Here is a 22,943-nt window from a genome sequence, read left to right on the forward strand (position 1 = left end):
GCGAACGGGGATATCGGGCCATGCTTAATACGGAACTTGAACAACTCATCAATCAGCAACTGGGCGCCGGCGCTTTTGAGGACTATGGCCCCAACGGGCTACAGGTGGAAGGCCGCCCGCAAATCAGCCGTATCGTCACCGGCGTTACCGCTTCGCAGGCGCTGCTGGACGCCGCGGTGGCGCATAGCGCCGATGCGGTGCTGGTACATCACGGTTATTTCTGGAAAAATGAATCGCCGGTAGTGACGGGCATGAAACAGCGCCGCCTGAAGACCCTGCTGAACCACGATATCAATTTACTCGCCTGGCATTTGCCCCTGGATGCCCATCCGGTGCTGGGAAATAACGCTCAATTGGCGGCGCTGTTGGACATAGAAGCGCAGGGACTGCTGGAACCGCTGCTGCCCTGGGGGACCTTTGCCACGCCGGTCAGCGGGCAGGAGCTGCAGCGCCGGCTGGAGATGCGGCTGGAGAGGGAGGTGCTGCACTGCGGTGATAACGCACCGGCGCAAATCCGCCGCCTTGCCTGGTGCACCGGCGGCGGACAAGGGTTCATCGAACAGGCCGCCCGTGCCGGGGTGGATGCCTTTATCACCGGCGAAGTCTCCGAGCAGACCATTCACATTGCACGCGAGACGGGGATACATTTCTATGCGGCCGGCCATCATGCCACCGAACGCGGCGGTATCAAGGCGCTGGGGGAGTGGCTGGCGCGGGAACACCATCTCGACGTGACCTTTATCGACATACCGAACCCGGCGTGACCGGGAAAATAAACCCTTGCTTGCAAACGGTCCCAGGCTGTTTGCGGGATTTTTTACCGGACCATTCTGCCGGTACGCACCAGACGGAACCGGCATCGGTTCCCAGGAGGAGAGGTTGCAACGTGCTCGATGTTATTTATTGGGTGAAAGCGCGGTGGTGCTGGAGCTGGAGCCTCCCATAACCCTGGTCAGCCAGCGGCGGATTTGGGGACTTGCCGAACGCCTGATGCATCATGAAGACGTGCGCGAGGTGATCCCGGGCATGAATAATCTTACCGTGCTGCTCACCAACCCCCAGCAGCTGGCGCTGGACGCCATTGAGCGCTTGCAAAGCTGGTGGGAGGATAGCGATGCCATCACTCCTGAGCCGCGGGCTGTTTCCATTCCGGTGATTTATGGCGGCGAGGACGGTCCCGATTTGAGTCTGGTGGCCGAGTTTGCCGGTATGACGCCCAGTGACGTGGTGGCATGCCATGCAGGCAGCGCCTATGACGTTTATTTTATCGGTTTCCAGCCCGGCTTTCCCTATCTTGGCGGTTTGCCGGAGCGTCTTTCCGTTCCGCGTCGCGGCGAACCCCGTCTCAAGGTGCCCGCCGGTTCGGTGGGCATCGGCGGCAGGCAAACCGGCATCTATCCGCTGGCGAGTCCCGGCGGCTGGCAAATCATCGGGCGTACGCCGCTTAAGCTGTTCAATCCCGACGCCAGCCGGCCGACCCTGCTGCTGCCCGGCGACAGCGTGCGTTTTGTCCCGCAGAAGGAGGGCATATGCTGAAAGTATTGCATGCCGGCATCATGACCTCGATACAAGACGCCGGTCGGACCGGTTACCGTTCCCTGGGTATCAGCCCTGGCGGCGTGCTGGACAAGCCGGCCATGAAACTGGCCAACCTGCTGGTGGGTAACCTTCCGGGCGACGCCGTACTGGAGATAACCCTCGGACAGTTCAGCGCGCAGATTACCGCCCCGGGCTGGCTGGCGCTTACCGGCGCGGATTGCCATGCCCACCTGGACGGTAATCCTCTCTGGACCGGCTGGCGTTTCCCGGTACGCCCGGGCCAGGTGGTGAAGCTGTCGACGCCGAAACACGGTATGCGCAGCTATCTGGCGGTCAGCGGCGGATTTGCCGTTCCGGAGGTTCTGGGCTCCCGCAGCACGGATCTTACCGCCGGCTTCGGCGGCTGCTCCGGTCGCCTGCTCCAGGACGGCGACCTGCTGCCGGCGGGAGAGCCGGAAATGGTGCCGGAACGGCAGATCGGCATTCGCCAACTGCTGTTCGGCAACCGGGTCCGCGCGCTGCCCGGTCCCGAATACCGTGAATTTAGCGCCGATTCCCAAGATGCGCTGTGGCGTTCAAGCTGGCAGCTCAGCCCGCAGAGCAACCGCATGGGGTACCGCCTACTGGGCCCGGCCCTGAAGCGCAATACCGAGCGTGAATTATTTTCCCATGGGTTATTGCCGGGCGTGGTGCAGGTACCGCACGGCGGCCAGCCGATAGTGCTGCTGGCGGACGCGCAGACCACCGGCGGCTATCCGCGCATCGCCTGCGTTATCGAGGCCGATTTGTATCATCTGGCGCAGATCCGCCTGGGGGAACCGATTCATTTTGTGCTTTGCACGCTGGAAGAAGCCCATGACGCCTGGATTGAACAAACCCACTACCTCGAACAGATAGCCTTCCAACTGAAAATACTGGAGCCCATATGATCGATTTGAATGCCGATTTGGGCGAGGGCTGCCCCAATGATGAAGCCTTGCTGCAGTGGGTGAGCTCGGCAAACATCGCCTGCGGCTTTCATGCCGGCGACGCCGACGGCATGCGCCGGTCGATCCAATGGGCATTGCGCTACGGCGTCGCCATCGGCGCCCATCCCAGCTTTCCCGATCGGGAAAATTTCGGCCGCAGCGCCATGGCGTTGCCGCCGGAAACGGTGTACGCGCAAATCATTTATCAGCTGGGCGCCCTGGCGGCGCTGGTGCGGGCGGAAGGGGGCAGGATGGCGCACGTCAAGCCGCACGGCATGCTCTACAACCAGTCGGCGCGGGACCCGCTGCTGGCCGATGCCGTCGCCCGCGGGATAAAAGCGGTGGACCCGGCGCTGCGGCTCATAGGGCTGGCGGACAGCGAACTGACCAAAGCCGGAGAACGCCACGGCTTGACGGTGCGGCACGAAGTGTTCGCCGACCGGAACTACCGACGGGACGGCACGCTGGTGCCGCGCAGCGAGGCGGACGCGTTGATTGAGGACGAGGAACAGTCCCTGGCGCATACCCTGTCCATGATAAAGGACGGCCGGGTACAGACGTTGGAAGGTGAGTGGATAAGCGTAAAGGCCGATACTGTCTGCCTGCACGGCGACGGCGCCCATGCGCTGGCGTTTGCCCGCCGTATACGCGCCGCCCTGCAGCAGGAGGGCATAACCGTCGCCGCCGGCTGAGGACGCCATAAACCCGCTACCATAGGTATTCCCTATCTCCCGCCTAAATCATTTAGCGTTACCCTAGCCCGATACGCGCTTCTATCAGCTGATCTATCCACTTTTCAAGAGGGTAAACACATGCAACAAGCGGTGAATTTATGGCCGTTAATGGGCATTTTGGCCATCATTTGCGGTTTTTTATTACGCTTAAACGCCGAATTGGTGGTCATCATCGCCGGTATTATTACCGGGCTGGCGGCGCATATGCCGGTAGGGGATATCCTGGAAAAACTCGGCTCGGGATTTTTGGCTACCCGTAATCTGGCCTTTATTCTGTTGATACCCTTGGCCACCATCGGCTTGCTGGAGCGCCATGGCCTGAAGGAGCATGCGCAAAGCTGGATCGCGAAAATCAAAAACGCCACCGCCGGCCGGCTGCTGATAATTTATATACTGGCTCGAGAATTGACCGCCGCCATGGGCCTTACCAGCCTGGGCGGGCATCCGCAAATGGTGCGCCCGCTGCTGGCGCCCATGGCCGAAGGCGCCGTGGAAAACCGCTACGGCGATTTGCCGCAGCGGGTGCGGTATAGGCTGCGCGCCATGGCGGCGGCCACCGATAACGTCGGCCTATTTTTCGGTGAGGATATTTTCGTGGCGTTCGGCGCCATCCTGTTTATGCATAATTTTCTGCTGGAGTCCGCCGGTATCCAGACCGAACCGCTGCATATCGCCCTCTACGGCGTTCCCACCGCGATCTGCGCCTTCCTGATCCACACCTACCGCCTGCACCGCCTGGATAAGCATATGGCGGAACTGCTGGGTACGGTTAAACGGGATGCGCTGAGCCACGCGGGAGCGGAAAAATGACGTTTCAGCAAGATTACCTGTACTGGCTGGCGGGAATACTGTTGCTGCTGGTGGGCGCCATGTCATTACGTGACAAGGCCAACCCGCGGCGGTGGCTCACCGGCGCCTTCTGGGGACTGTACGGACTGGTGTTTCTTATCGGCGACTGGAGCGTCACTTTTATGGCGCGGATCGTCGGGCCGGGCATGGACCCGCAACAGTGGCTGCATAAAGCCATCGGCGCCTTGGTGGTCCTGCTGGCGCTGATTGCCGGTTTCGGCGGCGTGCGCACGGGCAGCTACCACCAGCCCGGCCGCCGGCAGCGGGAACAGAGCGCCAAACGCCTGGGCAATTTGTTGTTTGCGCCGGCGCTGGCCATTCCGTTGGTCACCGTGGCGGGCGTGTTGATACTCGATAATATGCCCACCTGGCAGCAGGCGCTGTTTGGCGCGGGTAACCACTCCACTTTGATTACCCTCTTTTCCATTACCCTGGGTTGTATTATCGGCCTGCTGCTGGCAGTACGCTTTACCGGCGACCGGCCGCTGCAATCAATCCAGGAATCGCGCCGGCTGCTGGATTCCATCGGCTGGGCCTTTATCTTGCCGCAGATACTGGCCACCCTCGGCCTGTTGTTCACCAGCGCCGGCGTCGGCGCCGCCGTTTCGCATCTTACCGAAACCTATCTGGCGGTGGATAATCGATTTATCGCCGTGGTGGTTTTTTGTGTTGGTATGGCTGTGCTGACGATGATAATGGGCAATGCGTTTGCCGCGTTTCCCATCGTGGCCGCCGGGATCGGCATACCGGTTCTGGTGGTGCAACACGGGGGCAATCCGGCGGTCATGGCCGCCGTGGGTATGTTTTCCGGCTATTGCGGTTCCCTGATGACCCCCATGGCGGCGAATTTCAATCTGGTGCCGGCGGCCTTGCTGGAGCTGCCGGACCGGTATGCGGTGATCAAAGCGCAGATCCCCACCGGCCTGGCGCTGCTGCTGGCAAATGTGGCGCTGATGTATTTTATGCTATGAGATAACCTTCATGAAAACAGTCTTGCTCACCGGTTTCGAGCCTTTCGGCGGCGACTCGATAAATCCGTCCTGGGAAGTGGTGCGGCAGTATCAGTATCGGCGGATAGACACGGCCGACGTGGTGGTCTGTCAACTGCCTTGCGTTTTCGGCCGGTCCGCCGAGGTCTTGAATGAAGCCATCGATCGCTACCGTCCGTCACTGGTACTGGCGCTGGGCCTGGCCGGAGGGCGGCAGCGGATTTCCGTCGAGCGGGTGGCCATCAACGTGGACGATGCGCGCATCGCCGATAATAGCCAGCGGCAGCCCATCGATCGTCCGGTGATTTCAAGCGGTCCGGCGGCCTATTTCGCCACGGTGCCCATAAAAGCGATGGTAAATGCCATGCTCGGCGCCGGCATACCCGCCGAAGTTTCTCAAAGCGCCGGTACCTTTGTCTGCAACCATGTGATGTATGCGTTGCTGCATCGGCTCGCTCACATGTCCGGCGCGGTCAGAGGGGGATTTATTCATCTGCCTTATCTGCCGCAGCAGGCGGCGGCTCTGGCCAATGCGCCCAGCATGGCGCGGGAGACCATGGCAGCGGGACTGGAAATCGTAATACAAACCGCGCTGACGGTGGAAGAGGATCTGCATATCGCCGGCGGGGCCGTCAGTTAAAGTCGAAGGCAGGCTCCGAAGCGGTGCGGATAAAAAAGCAAACGCCGCAAATTGCGGCGTGTTTACCATCCGGCAGCCTGTTCCGACCGGGCGCCTTGTTAACAAACTCACGCCGCATAGAGCGACGTTGATATAATCATCTCATTTAATCTGCGACTTGAATTCCCGTTGATCGTAACCGGTATACAGCTGGCGCGGACGGGCGATTTTGACGCCGTCGTCATGCATTTCCTTCCAATGGGCAATCCAGCCCACGGTGCGCGACATGGCGAAAATCACGGTAAACATGGATGCCGGGATCCCCATGGCTTTCAAAATGATACCCGAATAGAAATCCACATTGGGATAAAGTTTCTTCTCAATGAAGTACGGGTCATGCAACGCGAAGTGTTCCAGCTCCATCGCCACTTCCAGCAGGTTATCCGACAGCTTGAGTTCTTTTAGCACTTCATGGCAGGTTTCGCGCATCACGGTGGCGCGGGGATCGTAGTTTTTATACACCCGATGCCCGAAGCCCATCAGCCGGAAGGAGTCGTTTTTATCCTTGGCGCGTTTGATAAAGGAAGGAATATTCTCGACGGTGTCGATCTCTTCGAGCATGCGTAAACAGGCTTCATTGGCGCCGCCATGGGCCGGTCCCCACAAGGACGCAATACCCGCGGCAATACAGGCAAAGGGGTTGGCGCCCGATGAACCCGCGGTACGCACGGTAGAGGTGGAAGCGTTTTGTTCATGGTCCGCATGCAGAATCAGAATGCGGTCCATGGCGCGTTCCAGCACCGGGTTGATTTCATAGTCTTCACAGGGGGTAGCGAACATCATATGCAGGAAATTGCCGGCATAGGATAGATCGTTACGGGGATAAATGAACGGCTGGCCAATGGAATATTTGTAACACATCGCGGCCACGGTGGGCATTTTGGACAGCAGGCGGAACGCCGCGATTTCACGGTGACGTTCGACATTCACATCCAGCGAATCATGATAAAACGCCGCCAGCGCGCCGGTAACGCCGCACAGCACCGCCATGGGATGCGAGTCGCGGCGGAAGCCATTGAACAAACGGGTAATCTGCTCATGCACCATGGTATGGCGGGTCACAATGGTGCGGAACTCTTCGTATTGTTCCGGGGTAGGGGTTTCACCGTTCAGCAGGATATAGCAGACTTCGAGAAACGTTGAATTCAGGGCCAACTGATCGATGGGATAGCCGCGATGAAGCAAAATACCTTCATCGCCGTCGATATAGGTTATTTTTGATTCGCAGGATGCGGTAGAGGTGAACCCGGGATCGTAGGTAAAATAGCCTTTGCCGCCCAGGCTACGAATATCGATTTCCTTTTCACCCAGCGTGCCTTGCAGCACATCCAGCTCTATTGGTGCAACACCGGGTAGGGTTAACGTTGCTTTATTGTCAGCCATTACATTCTCCTTAGCGCTTATTTGATAAACCTTCCATCATAGGGTACCGGCATGCCCGCGGGGCCTTGCGTTTGTTGTCAGCCCATAGCTCTGGCTTAACGATATGCAGGGTACAGAGCTTAAGGATGGTGCAAGTTATTCCCGTCCAGGATGAAAGAACGGTTGTCCTCGATGTAAAAGATTTATTGATATTAATTTTAGCTATATAAAGTCATCTTAACCCACATGATTAGGATGCACTTTACACTGTTGCATAAACTTAGACGAGGCGGAAGTCTCAATGTATTGCATCCGATACTTATAGCATAACGCGGGGCTGTTTGTAATCAAATTGTTGCTTTTTGTCAATATGGTTATATGAATTTGGGGTAAATGTGATAATCGTGATCCAGGTCACTAATTGGCCCAAATGTTACCAAACAAATTGTAGGGGAATTGTAATCATTATGTGAAAGCCCTATACTTCTCAAAGGTCTCCGGAGTCCCTGTTGTAGGAGCACCCAGCGTTATTTAACGCGTCATTTACGCAAAAGGGAATTGGTTTTGAGCACATGACGTGTCTTGGTCAACCTTAACGCTGTCTGATCCAGCCAGGACCGGAGGAAGGAAAAATAATAATAGCTGTGTGGGCAAAACCGTGAAAAACAAAGACCTATCAACTTGGATCTGCAAACGATCCGGTTTCCCGTTACTGCAATTGCATCCATTCTTCACCGTATTACCGGTGTCATAATGTTCGTGGCAGTAGGCATCTTGCTATGGATACTCGGCTTGTCTCTTTCCTCCGCCGACGGGTTCAGCCAGGCGGCCGCCATGATGGACAGCTTTATCGTCAAATTCATAATTTGGGGAATTTTGACCGCGCTGGCTTATCATGCTGTGGGTGGAATTCGGCACATGTTAATGGATTTCGGCTATCTGGATGAGACATTTGCCATGGGTAAAATGACGGCAAATGTTACATTTGTGATCACTGTCGTGCTTTCAATTCTGGCTGGAGTACTCCTATGGTAAGTAATGCTTCGGCACTGGGACGTAACGGAGTCCATGAATGGTTGCTGGTTCGCGCTTCCGCCATAATAATCTGCCTTTACATCATTTACATGCTGGGTTTCATTCTGTTCGCCGATACCCTCACTTATGATGTCTGGCACGGTTTCTTCGCGTTACCCATGACGAAAGTCTTCACCCTGCTTACGCTGTTTTCCATCCTGGTGCATACCTGGATCGGCATGTGGCAGGTACTAACGGATTACATCAAATTACTGCCGCTTCGCCTGCTGCTGCAATTGGCCATCGTCATCGTATTAATGGTGTATTTACTTTATGGAACTGTCGTGGTGTGGGGTGCGTAAATGAATTTGCCGGTGAGAGAATTTGACGCCGTAGTCGTCGGGGCAGGGGGCGCCGGTATGCGCGCCGCTTTGCAAATTTCCCAAATGGGCCTTTCCTGCGCCCTGGTATCCAAAGTATTTCCCACTCGTTCCCATACCGTTTCCGCCCAGGGCGGCATTACCGTCGCGCTGGGAAATACCCATGAGGACGATTGGCAATGGCATATGTACGACACCGTAAAAGGTTCCGACTATATCGGCGATCAGGATGCCATCGAATACATGTGTAAGACCGGCCCGGAAGCGGTGCTGGAACTTGAACACATGGGATTGCCGTTTTCACGGCTGGACGACGGCCGCATCTATCAGCGCCCGTTCGGCGGCCAATCGCTGAATTACGGCGGCGAGCAGGCGGCGCGCACCGCCGCCGCCGCCGACCGAACCGGGCACGCATTGCTGCATACCCTGTATCAGCAGAACCTGAAAAACCATACCACCATCTTCTCGGAATGGTATGCGCTGGATTTGGTGAAAAACCAGGACGGCGCTTTTGTCGGCTGTACCGCGCTGTGCATTGAAACCGGCGAAGTGGTCTATTTCAAGGCCAGGGCCACCATACTGGCCACCGGCGGCGCCGGCCGCATTTACCAGTCCACCACCAATGCCCATATCAATACCGGCGACGGCATCGGCATGGCGCTGCGCGCCGGCGTGCCGGTGCAGGATATGGAGATGTGGCAATTCCACCCCACCGGCATCGCCGGCGCCGGGGTGCTGGTGACCGAAGGCTGCCGCGGCGAGGGCGGCTACCTGCTGAACAAAGACGGCGAACGCTTTATGGAACGCTATGCACCCAACGCCAAGGATCTGGCGGGGCGCGACGTGGTCGCCCGCTCCATCATGATCGAAATTCGCGAAGGCCGCGGCTGCGACGGGCCGTTGGGACCCCATGTGAAGCTGAAGCTGGATCACCTGGGCAAAGAGGTCCTTGAATCCCGGTTGCCGGGCATCCTTGAGCTCTCCCGCACCTTTGCCCATGTGGATCCCATCAAGGAACCCATTCCGGTAATTCCCACCTGCCATTACATGATGGGGGGAATTCCCACCAAGGTCACCGGCCAGGCCGTGACCGTGGACGCCCAGGGCAAGGACGTAGTGATCCCGGGGCTGTTCGCGGTGGGTGAAATCGCCTGCGTTTCGGTGCACGGCGCCAACCGCCTCGGCGGCAACTCATTGCTTGATCTGGTGGTGTTCGGCCGTTCGGCGGGCATGCATCTGCAGGAATCCCTGGCCGAACAGGGAGCATTCCGCGATGCCGGCAATGACGACATCGAGGCTTCCCTGGCGCGCTATCACCGCTGGAACGACAATCGCACCGGCGAAGACCCGGTTACCATCCGCAAAGCGCTGCAGGCCTGCATGCAAAACAACTTCTCGGTGTTCCGCGAAGGGGATGCGATGGCCAAGGGCCTGGCGGAGCTCAAAGAGATTCGCGAACGGCTGCATCATGCCCGCCTGGATGACACTTCCACGGAATTCAACACCCAGCGGGTTGAATGCCTGGAGCTGGATAATCTGATGGAAACCGCCTACTCCACCGCCGTAGCGGCCAATTACCGCACGGAAAGCCGCGGCGCTCACAGCCGGTTTGATTTCCCGGACCGTGATGACGCCAATTGGTTGTGCCACAGCCTCTATTTGCCGGAAAGCGATACCATGACCCGGCGCGAGGTGAACATGCAACCGACACTGCGCCCGGCGTTCCCGCCGAAAGTGCGTACTTATTAAGGGCGGAGGAGTTACTGATGAAAGTCGAATTTTCGGTTTATCGCTATAATCCCGATATGGACGACAAGCCGCGGATGCAGGAGTATCAGCTGGAGCTCGAAGAGGGCCACGACATGATGCTGCTGGATGCGTTAATCCAATTGAAAGAAAAGGATCCGACACTGGCGTTCAGACGTTCCTGCCGCGAGGGGGTTTGCGGCTCCGACGGTGTGAATATGAACGGCAAAAACGGTCTGGCCTGCATCACGCCGCTGTCCGCCTTGCGCAAGGGCAATAACAAAATCGTCATACGTCCGCTGCCGGGACTGCCGGTGGTGCGCGATTTGGTAGTGGACATGGGACAATTCTATGCCCAGTATGAAAAGATCAAGCCTTACTTATTGAATAACGGCAGGAATCCGCCGGCGCGGGAGCATCTGCAAAGCCCGGACGAACGGGCGAAGCTGGACGGATTGTATGAATGCATCTTATGTGCCTGTTGTTCCACCGCCTGTCCCTCGTACTGGTGGAATCCGGACAAGTTCATCGGACCGGCCGGATTGCTGGCATCCTATCGTTTCCTGATTGACAGCCGCGACACTGAACAGACCGCGCGGCTGGATGATTTGAACGATGCTTTCAGCGTATTCCGGTGCCACAGCATCATGAATTGTGTCAACGTATGCCCCAAGGGACTCAACCCCACCAAGGCCATCGGACATATAAAAAGCATGCTGGTGCAGTACAGCGCCTGATGGACTCGGGCTAAGGAGCCGAACATCGGGAGAGCACGCCTTAGGGGCCGTAGCGGCGAAGGCCGCCGAAGCGCCCCTTGGCGGGCTAGGCCTGATGGACTCGGGCTCAATGCCGGGCAGGAAGCCTTTGAAAACCGGCGCTTAACTACCACTGCCGTTTTTCAAAGGTTCCTTCGGGTTGGTTATTTACGCCGACTGTGGGTAGGTAATTCACCGCTTGAACCGCTTAAACGTTATCCCATACATGATAACCACGGCGAAAACTGAAGCTAAACAGCTTAAGGGATCATAATGCAGAACGGCGCAATGAAGGCCTGGCTGGATTCCTCCTACCTGGCGGGGGCGAACCAGTCCTACATAGAGCAGCTCTATGAAGATTTTTTAACGGATCCTGACTCTGTTGACGATAGCTGGGGCACCATATTCAAACAGCTACCAACCGCGGGAGTCAGTCCTGACCAGCTCCATTCCAAAACCCGGGACTATTTCCGTCGCCTGGCGAAAGATGCTTCGCGCTATACCTCCCCGGTAAACGACCCGGACATCGATTCCAAGCAGGTAAAAGTCCTGCAGCTCATCAATGCGTTCCGTTTCCGCGGTCACCAGCACGCCAATCTCGACCCGCTGGGACTGTGGAAACAGGAAACCGTACCGGACCTTAACCCGGCATTCCACAATCTCACCGAAGCCGATTTCCAGCAAAGCTTCAACGTCGGCTCCTTTGCCATCGGCAAAGAGACCATGAAGCTGGCGGATCTGTACGACGCGCTAAAGCAGACCTACTGCGGATCAATCGGCGCCGAATATATGCATATCACCAACACCGAAGAGAAACGCTGGATTCAGCAGCATATAGAATCGGTGGTGGGCCAGCCGAGCTTCACGGTGGAAGAGAAAAAACGCTTCCTCACCGAACTGACGGCGGCGGAAGGCATCGAACGCTATCTCGGGGCGAAATTCCCCGGCGCCAAGCGCTTCTCCCTCGAAGGCGGGGACGCGCTGATACCGATGCTGAAAGAAATGATCCGCCATGCCGGCATCAACGGCACCCGGGAAGTCGTACTGGGCATGGCCCATCGCGGCCGCCTGAACGTCCTTATCAATGTGCTGGGCAAAAAACCCCAGGATCTGTTCGATGAATTCGCCGGTAAGCACAAAGAACATTTGGGCACCGGCGACGTTAAATACCACCAGGGGTTCTCCTCCGATGTGGAAACCGACGGCGGCATCGTTCACCTGGCGTTGGCGTTTAACCCATCCCACCTGGAAATCGTCAGCCCGGTGGTGGAAGGTTCGGTACGCGCCCGCATCGACCGCCTCAATGAACAAAGCACCCGTATGGTACTGCCCATCACCCTGCACGGGGATGCGGCCATCAGCGGGCAGGGCGTGGTACAGGAAACCCTGAACATGTCCAAGGCCCGCGGCTACGATGTCGGCGGCACGGTGCGGATCGTGGTGAACAACCAGGTAGGCTTCACTACCTCCAATCCCCAGGATGCCCGATCGACTCAGTATTGTACCGACATCGCCAAAATGGTGCAGGCGCCGATATTCCATGTCAACGCCGACGATCCGGAGGCGGTGGCGTTCGTCACCCGGGTTGCGCTGGATTTTCGCAATACCTTCAAGCGCGACGTCATGATCGACCTGGTCTGCTATCGCCGTCACGGTCATAACGAAGCGGACGAGCCCAGCGCCACGCAGCCGATCATGTACAACAAGATCAAAAAACACCCCACTCCGCGTAAAATCTATGCCGACCGGCTGGAACATGACCACATCGCCACGCTGGAAGACGCCACCGAAATGGTGAATCTCTATCGCGACGCGCTGGATCGCGGCGAGTGCGTAGTTCAGGAGTGGCGGCCGATGAATATGCATTCATTCACCTGGTCGCCTTACCTGAACCACGAGTGGGATGAAGCCTATAACAGCCAGGTGGATATCAAACGCCTGCAGGAATTGGCCCGCCGCATCAGCGAAGTGCCGGAGGGGGTGGAAATGCAGCCCCGCGTGGCGAAGATTTACAGCGATCGCGCCGCCATGGCGGCCGGCACCAAACCTTTTGACTGGGGCGGCGCCGAAACCCTGGCTTACGCCACGCTGGTGGATGAAGGCATCCCCATCCGATTGTCCGGTGAAGATACCGCCCGCGGTACGTTTTTCCACCGCCACGCGGTAGTGCATAACCAGAAAAACGGCTCTACCTATACTCCCCTGGCCCATGTCCATAATGGCCAGGGCAAGTTCCGGGTCTGGGATTCGGTATTATCGGAAGAAGCGGTGCTGGCGTTTGAGTACGGTTATGCCACTGCCGAGCCCCGTACCCTGGTTATCTGGGAAGCGCAGTTTGGCGATTTCGCCAACGGCGCCCAGGTGGTGATCGATCAGTTCATCAGCTCCGGAGAACAAAAGTGGGGCCGGATGTGCGGGCTGGTGATGCTGCTGCCGCACGGTTATGAAGGGCAGGGACCGGAGCACTCCTCCGCCCGGTTGGAACGCTATCTGCAACTCTGCGCCGAGCAGAATATGCAGGTATGTATACCCTCCACCCCGGCTCAGGTTTACCATATGTTGCGGCGTCAGGCGCTGCGCAATATGCGCCGCCCGCTCATCGTTATGTCGCCGAAATCGCTGCTGCGTCATCCAATGGCTATCTCTTCCCTGGAAGAACTGGCGCAAGGGAGCTTCCAGCCGGCCATCGGCGAAATCGATCCGCTGGATCCGCGTGGCGTAAAACGCGTCGTGCTGTGTTCTGGTAAAGTTTATTATGATTTGTTGGATCAGCGCCGGAAAAACGGTCAGGAAGACGTGGCTATCGTGCGCATAGAGCAGCTTTATCCGTTCCCGCATCAGGCGGTGCAGGCTGCTCTGAAACCTTTTTCCCATGTGCAGGATTTTGTCTGGTGTCAGGAGGAGCCGCTGAATCAGGGTGCCTGGTATTGCAGCCAGCACCATTTCCGGGAAGTTATTTCTTTTGGCGCATCGCTACGTTACGCGGGACGCCCGGCTTCCGCCTCGCCGGCGGTTGGGTATTTGTCCGTGCACCAGGCGCAGCAAAAAAGCCTGGTTAATGACGCGCTGGACGTTAATTAAATATAAGGATTGATAATGAGTAGCGTAGATATTCTGGTTCCTGATCTCCCTGAGTCGGTTGCCGATGCGACCGTTGCCACTTGGCATAAAAAGCCCGGCGACAGCGTCCAGCGTGACGAGGTGCTGGTGGAAATTGAGACCGACAAAGTGGTGCTGGAAGTGCCGGCCCCCGAGGCGGGAGTATTGGACGCCCTGCTGGAGGATGAAGGGTCCACCGTCACCTCCCGTCAGGTGCTGGGACGTTTGCGTCCCGGCGACAGCACCGGCCAGGAAACCTCGGAAAAGGCCCAGAGCAAGGAATCCACTCCGGCGCAGCGTTATACCGCCGGATTGCAGGAAGAAAGCAATGAGGCCATCAGCCCGGCCATCCGGCGTCTGATTGCCGAACACGACCTGAAAGCCGATGACATCAAAGGCAGCGGCGTCGGCGGCCGGATTACCCGCGAAGATGTGGAAAAACACCTGGCGCGCAAACCGGAAACCGCCCCGGCCACAGCCCCGGCGCCATCGGTGACCACCACCGCGACTCCCGGCGCCATTCCGGCCCTCGGCGGCCGCAGTGAAAAACGCGTGCCCATGACCCGTCTGCGCAAGCGGGTTGCCGAACGCCTGCTGGAAGCCAAAAACAGCACCGCCATGTTGACGACATTTAATGAAGTCAATATGAAACCCATTATGGATTTGCGTAAAGAGTACGGCGACGCGTTTGAAAAACGCCACGGCATCCGCCTTGGATTTATGTCTTTCTACATTAAGGCAGTGGTGGAAGGGCTCAAGCGTTTCCCGGAAGTGAACGCCTCTATTGACGGCGAAGATGTAGTTTACCATAACTATTTCGATGTCAGTATTGCGGTTTCCACGCCACGGGGCCTGGTAACGCCGGTACTGCGCGATGTGGATGCCTTGGGGATGGGCGATGTGGAAAAAAGCATCAAGGAACTGGCGGTAAAAGGCCGCGACGGTAAACTGAAAGTGGAAGAGCTCACCGGCGGTAATTTTACCATTACCAACGGCGGTGTGTTCGGCTCTTTAATGTCCACGCCGATTATCAATCCGCCGCAAAGCGCCATCCTGGGCATGCATGCCATCAAGGATCGCCCGATGGCGGTGAACGGACAGGTTGTTATCCTGCCCATGATGTACCTCGCCTTGTCCTACGATCACCGGTTAATCGACGGCAAAGAGTCCGTCAGCTTTTTGGTGACCATCAAGGAGATGCTGGAGGATCCGACCCGTTTACTGCTGGACGTTTAGCCGATAGCGGATACGGCGCCGCCGTATCCGGTTTCCGCCAAGGGCAGTACCTTTAAATGGTGGCTGGTTGAACGCCGCCGCCGACATTCCCAGACGAAGATGGATAAACATCATGAATTTACATGAATATCAGGCAAAACAGCTTTTTGCTCGGTATGGTCTGCCTGCCCCCACGGGTTTTGCTTGCACCACTCCACGGGAAGCGGAAGAATCCGCTTCGAAAATCGGTGCCGGCCCCTGGGTGGTGAAATGCCAGGTGCATGCGGGCGGGCGAGGCAAGTCCGGCGGTGTAAAAGTGGTCAACAGCAAAGAAGAAATCCGCGCCTTTGCCGAAAACTGGCTGGGCAAACGTCTGGTGACCTATCAAACGGACGCCTTGGGCCAGCCGGTGCACCAGATTCTGGTGGAAGCCGCCACCGATATCGCTAAAGAGCTTTATCTCGGGGCGGTGGTGGATCGCGGCTCACGTCGCGTGGTGTTTATGGCCTCCACTGAAGGCGGCGTGGAAATTGAAAAAGTCGCTGACGAAACGCCGCACCTGATTCATAAGGTGGCGCTGGATCCCCTTACCGGTCCGCAGCCCTTCCAGGGACGCGAGCTGGCGTTCAAGCTGGGCTTGACCGGTAAACAGGTGGGACAGTTCACCAAAATCTTCATGGGCCTCGCCGCGCTGTTTCTTGAGCGGGATCTGGCGCTGGTGGAGATTAATCCCCTGGTCATCACCACCGAAGGCAACCTGGTGTGTCTGGACGGCAAGCTGAGCGCCGACGGCAACGCCTTGTTCCGCCAGCCTGAACTGCGCGAAATGCGGGACAAGAGCCAGGAAGACGCCCGTGAGGCGCAGGCGGCGCAGTGGGAACTGAACTACGTGGCTCTGGACGGCAATATCGGCTGCATGGTAAACGGCGCCGGTCTGGCCATGGGCACCATGGATATCGTCAAGCTGCACGGCGGATCGCCGGCCAACTTTCTTGATGTCGGCGGCGGCGCCACCAAGGAGCGGGTGACCGAGGCGTTCAAGATTATCCTGTCCGATGAAAACGTGAAGGCGGTGCTGGTGAATATTTTCGGCGGCATTGTGCGCTGTGATTTGATTGCCGAAGGCATTATCGGCGCGGTGGAGGATGTGGGAGTTAACGTGCCGGTGGTAGTGCGTCTTGAAGGCAACAATGCCGAGCTGGGCGCCAAAATCCTGGCGGACAGCGGTCTGAATATCATTGCCGCCACCAGTTTGACCGACGCGGCGCAGCAGGCTGTCGCTGCGGTGGAGGGGAAATAATGTCCATTTTAATCGATAAAAATACTAAAGTAATTTGCCAGGGCTTTACCGGCAGCCAGGGCACCTTTCATTCCGAGCAGGCGCTGGCCTACGGCACCAAGATGGTCGGCGGCGTTACGCCGGGCAAGGGCGGCACCCAGCATCTCGGCCTGCCGGTATTCAATACCGTGCGTGAAGCCGTGGAAAAGACCGGCGCCACCGCCTCGGTTATCTATGTTCCCGCGCCGTTTTGCAAAGATTCCATTCTGGAAGCGGTGGATGCCGGCATTGAGCTGATTATCTGTATCACCGAGGGTATTCCGACCCTGGATATGCTGGTGGTCAAGGCCAAGCTTGAGCAGAGCGGTTCGCGCATGATCGGCCCGAACTGTCCGGGCGTCATCACTCCCGGTGAATGCAAAATCGGCATTATGCCGGGGCATATCCATAAACCGGGGCGGGTGGGGATTGTTTCACGCTCCGGTACGCTGACCTATGAAGCGGTCAAGCAGACCACCGATACCGGACTGGGTCAATCCAGCTGTGTTGGTATCGGCGGCGACCCCATCCCCGGTTCCAGCTTTATCGATATCCTGAAATTGTTTGAGCAGGACCCGCAGACCGAAGCCATTGTGATGATCGGTGAAATCGGCGGCAGCGCGGAAGAAGAAGCTGCCGCTTACATCAAGGACCATGTTACCAAGCCGGTGGTGGGATATATTGCGGGGGTTACCGCGCCGAAAGGTAAACGTATGGGCCATGCCGGGGCAATCATCGCCGGCGGCAAGGGCACCGCGGACGAAAAATTCGCCGCCCTGGAGGCCGCGGGGGTGAAAACCGTGCGCAGCCTGGCGGATATCGGCGGCGCGCTGAAGACCCTGCTGTCGTGAGATAGGGGTTTAGGCCCGTGTGCGGCGGGCCGGGCCGCGCGGATAGGTTCGCTGCACGCCCGGCGATCGCGGGCTTACCGCGCTGAGGGGCGCTCGGTCGGGCGGGAAAACCACGCCCGATTCGACCCCCTCAGCACGGTTTCCCTTTAACAGGTTCGCCGCACGCCCGGCGATCGCGGGCTTACCGCGCTGAGGGGCGCTCGGTCGGGCGGGAAAACCACGCCCGATTCGACCCCTTCAGCACGGTTTCCCTTTAACACGTTTGTTGCACGCCCGGCGATCGCGGGCTTACCGCGCTGAGGGGCGCTCGATTGGGCGGGGAAACCACGCCCGATTCGGCCCCATTGTCGCGGTCTCCCTTTAACAAATTCGTTGCACGCGTTTTATTCGCAACATCCCCGGAAAATCTCAGCTACATTTAATTCATATATCGCTGCTTGTGATAGTCATTATTAATGGCGTCATATCATTATTAAATAATAGTGTGTTAACCAATTTTAAATAACGCGTCAAAAATTTTATCTTTACAGGTAATTTACCGATCTGATTAATCACATATAATTAACAAAACGATCATCGCTGGTTAAATTTGAAATGATATTTAACATGAATGAGAAAATATTGCGCTAAATCAATGATTTTTTATAGTGGATTGGGATTAAATTGGCGTAAATTGCGCTGTCTCAATTTTTGCAATGACGGGATGTGATGAATGGATTGATCGAGACGTCATTTCCCGACCGCCGTCACGAAAAAAAATATTTATCATAAGTAAGTTGAGGGGTAGTATGTGGATTGTAAAATTCTGAATAGATCAGCCTTATTTAATACCCGTTCTCGATTTCCCGACACCGATGCCTCGGCGCCAGTGTTTTTGCCGGGTAAACCGCAGGCCGGAAAAATTATAAAGTTTTTATACCTTAAATAATTCACGTTGCAGGAAAGCCAACGTAGCTGCAACGTGAGGTATGGCGGGTATGTTATTCACCGCGGGTTGTTGCAGGGCTTCGGTACATCGAAGCGCCAGATTACCGCACGTGGGATCCATCCTGTGAGGAGCAAGGAGTCAAAATGTTTGATGTCGTCGAACTGTCACGGTTACAGTTTGCCTTAACTGCGATGTACCACTTTCTATTTGTCCCGTTAACCCTGGGATTGGCGTTTTTACTCGCCATAATGGAAACGGTATACGTCCTGTCGGGCAAACAGATTTATAAAGATATGACCAAGTTCTGGGGTAAATTGTTCGGTATCAATTTTGCCCTGGGTGTAGCCACCGGCCTGACCATGGAGTTCCAGTTCGGAACCAACTGGTCATATTTCTCCCATTACGTCGGCGACATATTTGGCGCTCCTCTGGCCATTGAAGGGTTGATGGCCTTCTTCCTCGAGTCCACTTTTGTCGGCCTGTTCTTCTTCGGCTGGGATCGCCTGAGCAAAACCCAGCACCTCACGGTGACCTGGATGGTGGCTTTGGGCTCCAACCTGTCCGCGCTGTGGATACTGGTGGCCAACGGCTGGATGCAAAATCCCATCGCGTCGGATTTCAACTATCAGACCATGCGCATGGAGATGGTGAGCTTCGCCGACCTGGTGCTGAACCCGGTGGCGCAGGTCAAATTCGTTCATACCGTGGCCGCCGGGTACTGCACCGGCGCGATGTTTATCCTCGGCATCAGCTCATATTACCTGCTTAAAGGCCGCGACACCGCGTTTGCCAAACGCTCATACGCCATCGCGGCGGCGTTCGGCATGGCGGCGGTCCTGTCCGTTATCGTACTGGGGGATGAATCCGGCTACGAAATGGGGGACGTGCAAAAAACCAAGCTGGCGGCCATCGAAGCCGAATGGGAAACGCAGCCCGCTCCGGCCTCCTTTACCCTGTTCGGCATTCCCAACCAGGCGACGCAGCAAAATAATTTCTCCATCCGCGTTCCTTATGCTTTGGGTCTGATTGCCACCCGCTCTACGGATCGGCAGGTTACCGGCATCAAGGATTTAATGGCGCAGCATCAAATCCGTATTCGCAACGGCATGAAAGCCTATGCTTTGCTGCAGGAATTGCGTCATGGCAATGCCGATCCGGCGTTGCTGGGCCAGTTCAATCAGGTTAAACAGGATTTGGGCTACGGTCTGCTGCTCAAGCGTTACACCGATAACGTGGCCAACGCTACCGAAGAACAGATCCAGAGCGCTACCCGGGATTCAATCCCGCGCGTGGCGCCGCTGTACTTCTCGTTCCGCATCATGGTGCTGGGCGGTGTGCTGATGCTCATCATTATCACTATGTCCTTCTGGAGCGTGATTCGTAACCGTATCGGCCAAAAAACCTGGCTGCACCGTGCCGCGCTGTACGGCATCCCCATTCCATGGATTGCCATCGAAGCCGGCTGGTTTGTGGCCGAGTACGGCCGCCAGCCCTGGGCGATTGGTGAGATCCTGCCCACCGCCGTCGCCAATTCCACGCTGACGGCCGGGGATATCCTGTTCTCCATGGGGCTAATCTGCGGGCTTTACACCCTGTTCCTGGTAGCGGAAATGTATTTGATGTTCAAGTATGCGCGCCTGGGGCCGAGCAGCCTGAAAACCGGCCGTTATCACTTCGAGCAGCCGACGCTCGCCGTGCAGCAAGCACATTAACAGGAGCTTTTGCCATGTTTGACTACGAAGTTTTTCGCTTAATCTGGTGGGTGCTGATTGGTGTCCTGCTGATAGGCTTTGCCGTCACCGACGGTTTTGACATGGGCGTCGGCATGCTGATGCGTTTTCTTGGCCGCACCGATACCGAACGCCGGGTGTTAATCAATACCATCGCTCCCCACTGGGAAGGCAACCAGGTTTGGCTTATCACCGCCGGCGGCGCGCTGTTCGCCGCCTGGCCTATGGTGTATGCCGCCGCGTTTTCCGGTTTTTATATCGCCATGATCCTGGTTCTGGCATCGCTGTTTTTCCGGCCGGTAGGTTTTGAATATCGCGCCAAAATCGACGATCCCCGCTGGCGCAATGCCTGGGACTGGGGCCTGTTCGCCGGCGGTTTCATCCCGCCGGTGGTTATCGGCGTGGCGTTCGGCAACCTGTTGCAGGGGGTGCCGTTCCAGGTGGATGAATTCCTGCGTCTGTCCTATACCGGTAATTTCTTCCAGCTGTTGAACCCATTCGGCCTGTTGGCCGGTATCGTCAGCCTGTGCATGTTCCTCACCGTGGGGGGCACCTATTTGCAGATGCGCACTGAAGGCGAACTGCTGGTGCGCGCCCGCGCCGTGAGCCAGGCTACCAGCCTGCTGACGCTGGTGACCTTCCTGCTGGGCGGCTTCTGGCTGGTGTACGGTATCGACGGTTTCACCATTACGTCGGCCATCGATACCAACGCCGTTTCCAACCCGCTGAATAAAGAAGTAGCGCACCAGGCAGGTGCCTGGATGGTGAAATATCATCAGTATCCGCTGCTATGGATAGTGCCGGCGCTGGGCGTGCTGCTGCCGTTGCTGACCCTGCTTTTCAGCCGTACCGGTAAAGGGGCCTGGGCCTTCGTCTTTTCCTCGCTGACCATTGCCTGCATTATTCTCACGGCGGGTATAACCCTGTTCCCGTTCATCATGCCCTCGATAACGATGCCTAACGCCAGCCTGACTGTGTGGGATGCCACGTCGAGCCTGCTGACGCTGAAGGTCATGACCGGCGTCGCGGTGATCTTTGTCCCCATCGTGTTGCTCTATACCTTCTGGTGCTACTACAAGATGTACGGGCGCATCACTAAAGAACACGTGGAACAAAACACGCATACCCTGTACTGAGTAAGGAGCTGAAAAATGTGGTATTTTGCTTGGATTCTCGGAACGCTTCTGGCCTGCTCCTTCGGCATCATCACCGCCCTGGCGCTTGAGCATCATGAAGACAGCCAGGGGGAGAACGACGTCCGGTGATCAAAACCCTGGTCGACCGACTCTATGGTGTTACCGATAAGAGCCCATTGCGGGCTCTTTCGCTCATCCTGGCGCTGGTGCTGGCCGGTTGCGTGTTCTGGATGCCGGCGCGTTTTGCCGTGCAGACCAGTCATTTAAATGCCTGGCACAACCTGCTGGTGGTGTGGGCGGTATGCGCCGGCGTCATTCACGGCACCGGCTTTCGGCCGCGCCGGTGGGGCTGGCGGTTATGCTTTTTGCCTTTGGCGTCCCTGATTGTCCTGGCGGCGGCGCTGGTTTACGTCTTTTATTAGCTGTTGCGGCTGCGTTATGGCGGCCGCAGCCTTCATTACATAATTATTTTCATTCCGCAAAGGGAATTTATTCCAAACGTGATCGGTCTTGCGTATAGTAAGCACCGTTGTTTTGCGTTGCTGGGATATACAGTGAGTAATACGTTATTCCAATGGCCGGTACGGGTCTATTATGAAGATACCGATGCCGGAGGTGTGGTCTATCACGCTCGTTACGTGGTTTTTTATGAAAGGGCCCGTACCGAAATGCTGCGCCAGCATAATTTTCACCAACAAGCCTTACTAAGCGCTAATATTGCTTTTGTGGTAAGGCGAATGACGGTGGACTATCTCGCCTCAGCGCGTCTGGACGATTTGCTCCTGGTAGAAAGTGAAATCGTTTCAATGCGCGGTGCCTCCCTGATTTTTGCGCAACGCATCCTGAATGCTGAAGGGCAGCTTCTCAGCCGGGCGGATGTTTTGATTGCCTGTATCGATCCACACCAAATGAAGCCAATTGCGCTTCCTAAGTCTATTGTCGCGGAGTTCAAGCAGTGACTGACATGAACATTGTTGATCTGTTCCTGAAAGCGAGCTTTCTGGTTAAACTGATCATGTTGATTTTGATATGCTTTTCCATTGCATCCTGGGCGATCATTATCCAGCGCACACGCATTCTCAATTCGGCGACCCGTGAGGCTGAAGCGTTCGAGGATAAGTTCTGGTCCGGAATCGAGCTGTCCCGCCTTTATCAGGAAAGCCAAACCCGCCGCGACACATTAACCGGCACCGAGCAGATTTTTACTCCGGCTTCAAAGAGTTCGCCAGACTGCACCGGGCCAATAGCCATGCGCCGGAAGCGGTGGTGGAAGGCGCTTCCCGCGCCATGCGCATCTCCATGAACCGGGAATTGGAAGCCCTTGAAACCCATATTCCCTTCCTGGGCACCGTAGGGTCAATCAGCCCGTATATCGGATTGTTCGGCACCGTTTGAGGTATAATGCACGCCTTTATCGGACTGGGCGCGGTAAAGCAGGCCACCCTGCAAATGGTTGCTCCAGGTATCGCCGAAGCGCTGATTGCCACGGCCATCGGCCTGTTTGCCGCCATTCCGGCGGTTATGGCCTTTAACCGGCTGAGCCAGCGGGTGAACAAGCTGGATCAGAATTACGATAATTTCACCGAAGAGTTCATCGCCATCCTGCATCGTCAGGCCTTCGCCAGCGATAGCGCTAAGTAGAAGGAGGGGA

At 56.8% G+C, this 22,943-nt stretch carries 21 protein-coding genes and 1 pseudogene; 21 read left to right on the plus strand and 1 reads right to left on the minus strand.

Annotated features, from left to right (window positions below; genetic code table 11):
- Window positions 1–20: 20 nt before the first annotated feature.
- From GTU79_RS07610 to pcp, 7 genes are all read left to right on the plus strand, one after another.
- Window positions 21–764 (plus strand): type 2 GTP cyclohydrolase I, encoded by a 744-nt coding sequence (locus GTU79_RS07610; RefSeq protein ID WP_203522300.1) that lies wholly within the window; start codon window positions 21–23, stop codon window positions 762–764.
- 115 nt (window positions 765–879) lie between these two features.
- A complete protein-coding gene (pxpB, locus tag GTU79_RS07615) occupies window positions 880–1,536 on the plus strand; it encodes a 5-oxoprolinase subunit PxpB (RefSeq protein ID WP_132922797.1) in 657 nt (218 codons plus the stop codon).
- The gene (pxpC, locus tag GTU79_RS07620; protein ID WP_203522299.1) at window positions 1,530–2,468 is read left to right on the plus strand and encodes a 5-oxoprolinase subunit PxpC; all 939 of its coding nucleotides are present in this window, start codon (window positions 1,530–1,532) and stop codon (window positions 2,466–2,468) included. The genes pxpB and pxpC overlap by 7 nt, the downstream gene beginning before the upstream one ends.
- Window positions 2,465–3,199, plus strand: coding sequence for a 5-oxoprolinase subunit PxpA (gene pxpA / locus GTU79_RS07625; RefSeq protein ID WP_203522298.1), 735 nt, complete (start codon window positions 2,465–2,467; stop codon window positions 3,197–3,199). The genes pxpC and pxpA overlap by 4 nt, the downstream gene beginning before the upstream one ends.
- A 120-nt stretch (window positions 3,200–3,319) precedes the next feature.
- Window positions 3,320–4,051, plus strand: coding sequence for a DUF969 domain-containing protein (locus GTU79_RS07630; RefSeq protein ID WP_203522297.1), 732 nt, complete (start codon window positions 3,320–3,322; stop codon window positions 4,049–4,051).
- Complete coding sequence (locus GTU79_RS07635) at window positions 4,048–5,061, plus strand: DUF979 domain-containing protein (protein ID WP_203522296.1); 1,014 nt, start codon at window positions 4,048–4,050, stop codon at window positions 5,059–5,061. The genes GTU79_RS07630 and GTU79_RS07635 overlap by 4 nt, the downstream gene beginning before the upstream one ends.
- A gap of 10 nt (window positions 5,062–5,071) precedes the next feature.
- Complete coding sequence (gene pcp, locus GTU79_RS07640; RefSeq protein ID WP_203522295.1) at window positions 5,072–5,719, plus strand: pyroglutamyl-peptidase I; 648 nt, start codon at window positions 5,072–5,074, stop codon at window positions 5,717–5,719.
- A 141-nt stretch (window positions 5,720–5,860) separates the two neighbouring features.
- Here pcp and GTU79_RS07645 read toward each other — a convergent pair whose 3' ends face one another.
- Window positions 5,861–7,141, minus strand: a complete 1,281-nt coding sequence (locus GTU79_RS07645) for a citrate synthase (RefSeq protein WP_132922791.1) — start codon at window positions 7,139–7,141, stop codon at window positions 5,861–5,863.
- A gap of 621 nt (window positions 7,142–7,762) precedes the next feature.
- Between GTU79_RS07645 and sdhC the strand changes: the two genes are divergently transcribed.
- From sdhC to tolQ, 14 genes and pseudogenes are all read left to right on the plus strand, one after another.
- Window positions 7,763–8,155 carry a succinate dehydrogenase cytochrome b556 subunit gene (gene sdhC / locus GTU79_RS07650; RefSeq protein WP_214514128.1) on the plus strand — a complete coding sequence of 131 codons (393 nt, stop codon included), beginning with the start codon at window positions 7,763–7,765 and terminating at the stop codon, window positions 8,153–8,155.
- Window positions 8,149–8,496, plus strand: coding sequence for a succinate dehydrogenase membrane anchor subunit (gene sdhD / locus GTU79_RS07655; RefSeq protein WP_132922789.1), 348 nt, complete (start codon window positions 8,149–8,151; stop codon window positions 8,494–8,496). Before sdhC ends, sdhD begins: the two co-directional genes overlap by 7 nt.
- A complete protein-coding gene (gene sdhA / locus GTU79_RS07660) occupies window positions 8,497–10,263 on the plus strand; it encodes a succinate dehydrogenase flavoprotein subunit (RefSeq protein ID WP_132922788.1) in 1,767 nt (588 codons plus the stop codon).
- A gap of 17 nt (window positions 10,264–10,280) precedes the next feature.
- Entirely contained in the window at window positions 10,281–10,997 is a 717-nt protein-coding gene (locus GTU79_RS07665; RefSeq protein ID WP_132922787.1) for a succinate dehydrogenase iron-sulfur subunit, read from the plus strand.
- Window positions 10,998–11,288: 291 nt separating this feature from the next.
- Entirely contained in the window at window positions 11,289–14,096 is a 2,808-nt protein-coding gene (gene sucA, locus GTU79_RS07670; RefSeq protein ID WP_203522294.1) for a 2-oxoglutarate dehydrogenase E1 component, read from the plus strand.
- A 15-nt stretch (window positions 14,097–14,111) separates the two neighbouring features.
- Complete coding sequence (gene odhB / locus GTU79_RS07675) at window positions 14,112–15,350, plus strand: 2-oxoglutarate dehydrogenase complex dihydrolipoyllysine-residue succinyltransferase (protein ID WP_132922785.1); 1,239 nt, start codon at window positions 14,112–14,114, stop codon at window positions 15,348–15,350.
- A 112-nt stretch (window positions 15,351–15,462) separates the two neighbouring features.
- On the plus strand, window positions 15,463–16,629 hold the full coding sequence (gene sucC, locus GTU79_RS07680) for an ADP-forming succinate--CoA ligase subunit beta (protein WP_132922784.1): 1,167 nt from the start codon (window positions 15,463–15,465) through the stop codon (window positions 16,627–16,629).
- Complete coding sequence (sucD, locus tag GTU79_RS07685; protein WP_132922783.1) at window positions 16,629–17,498, plus strand: succinate--CoA ligase subunit alpha; 870 nt, start codon at window positions 16,629–16,631, stop codon at window positions 17,496–17,498. Before sucC ends, sucD begins: the two co-directional genes overlap by 1 nt.
- Window positions 17,499–18,569: 1,071 nt before the next feature.
- Entirely contained in the window at window positions 18,570–20,138 is a 1,569-nt protein-coding gene (gene cydA / locus GTU79_RS07690; RefSeq protein ID WP_132922782.1) for a cytochrome ubiquinol oxidase subunit I, read from the plus strand.
- Between the two features lie 14 nt (window positions 20,139–20,152).
- Window positions 20,153–21,292, plus strand: coding sequence for a cytochrome d ubiquinol oxidase subunit II (cydB, locus tag GTU79_RS07695; protein ID WP_132922781.1), 1,140 nt, complete (start codon window positions 20,153–20,155; stop codon window positions 21,290–21,292).
- Window positions 21,293–21,307: 15 nt separating this feature from the next.
- Window positions 21,308–21,421 (plus strand): cytochrome bd-I oxidase subunit CydX, encoded by a 114-nt coding sequence (cydX, locus tag GTU79_RS07700; protein ID WP_132922780.1) that lies wholly within the window; start codon window positions 21,308–21,310, stop codon window positions 21,419–21,421.
- The gene (gene ybgE / locus GTU79_RS07705) at window positions 21,421–21,714 is read left to right on the plus strand and encodes a cyd operon protein YbgE (protein ID WP_420854171.1); all 294 of its coding nucleotides are present in this window, start codon (window positions 21,421–21,423) and stop codon (window positions 21,712–21,714) included. The genes cydX and ybgE overlap by 1 nt, the downstream gene beginning before the upstream one ends.
- Window positions 21,715–21,846: 132 nt before the next feature.
- Window positions 21,847–22,251 carry a tol-pal system-associated acyl-CoA thioesterase gene (gene ybgC / locus GTU79_RS07710; RefSeq protein WP_132922779.1) on the plus strand — a complete coding sequence of 135 codons (405 nt, stop codon included), beginning with the start codon at window positions 21,847–21,849 and terminating at the stop codon, window positions 22,249–22,251.
- Window positions 22,248–22,933, plus strand: a pseudogene (gene tolQ / locus GTU79_RS07715) (Tol-Pal system protein TolQ). Before ybgC ends, tolQ begins: the two are co-directional and overlap by 4 nt.
- Window positions 22,934–22,943: the final 10 nt, after the last annotated feature.

The sequence above is a fragment of the Sodalis ligni genome, assembly GCF_016865525.2.
Classification (GTDB): domain Bacteria; phylum Pseudomonadota; class Gammaproteobacteria; order Enterobacterales; family Enterobacteriaceae; genus Acerihabitans; species Acerihabitans ligni.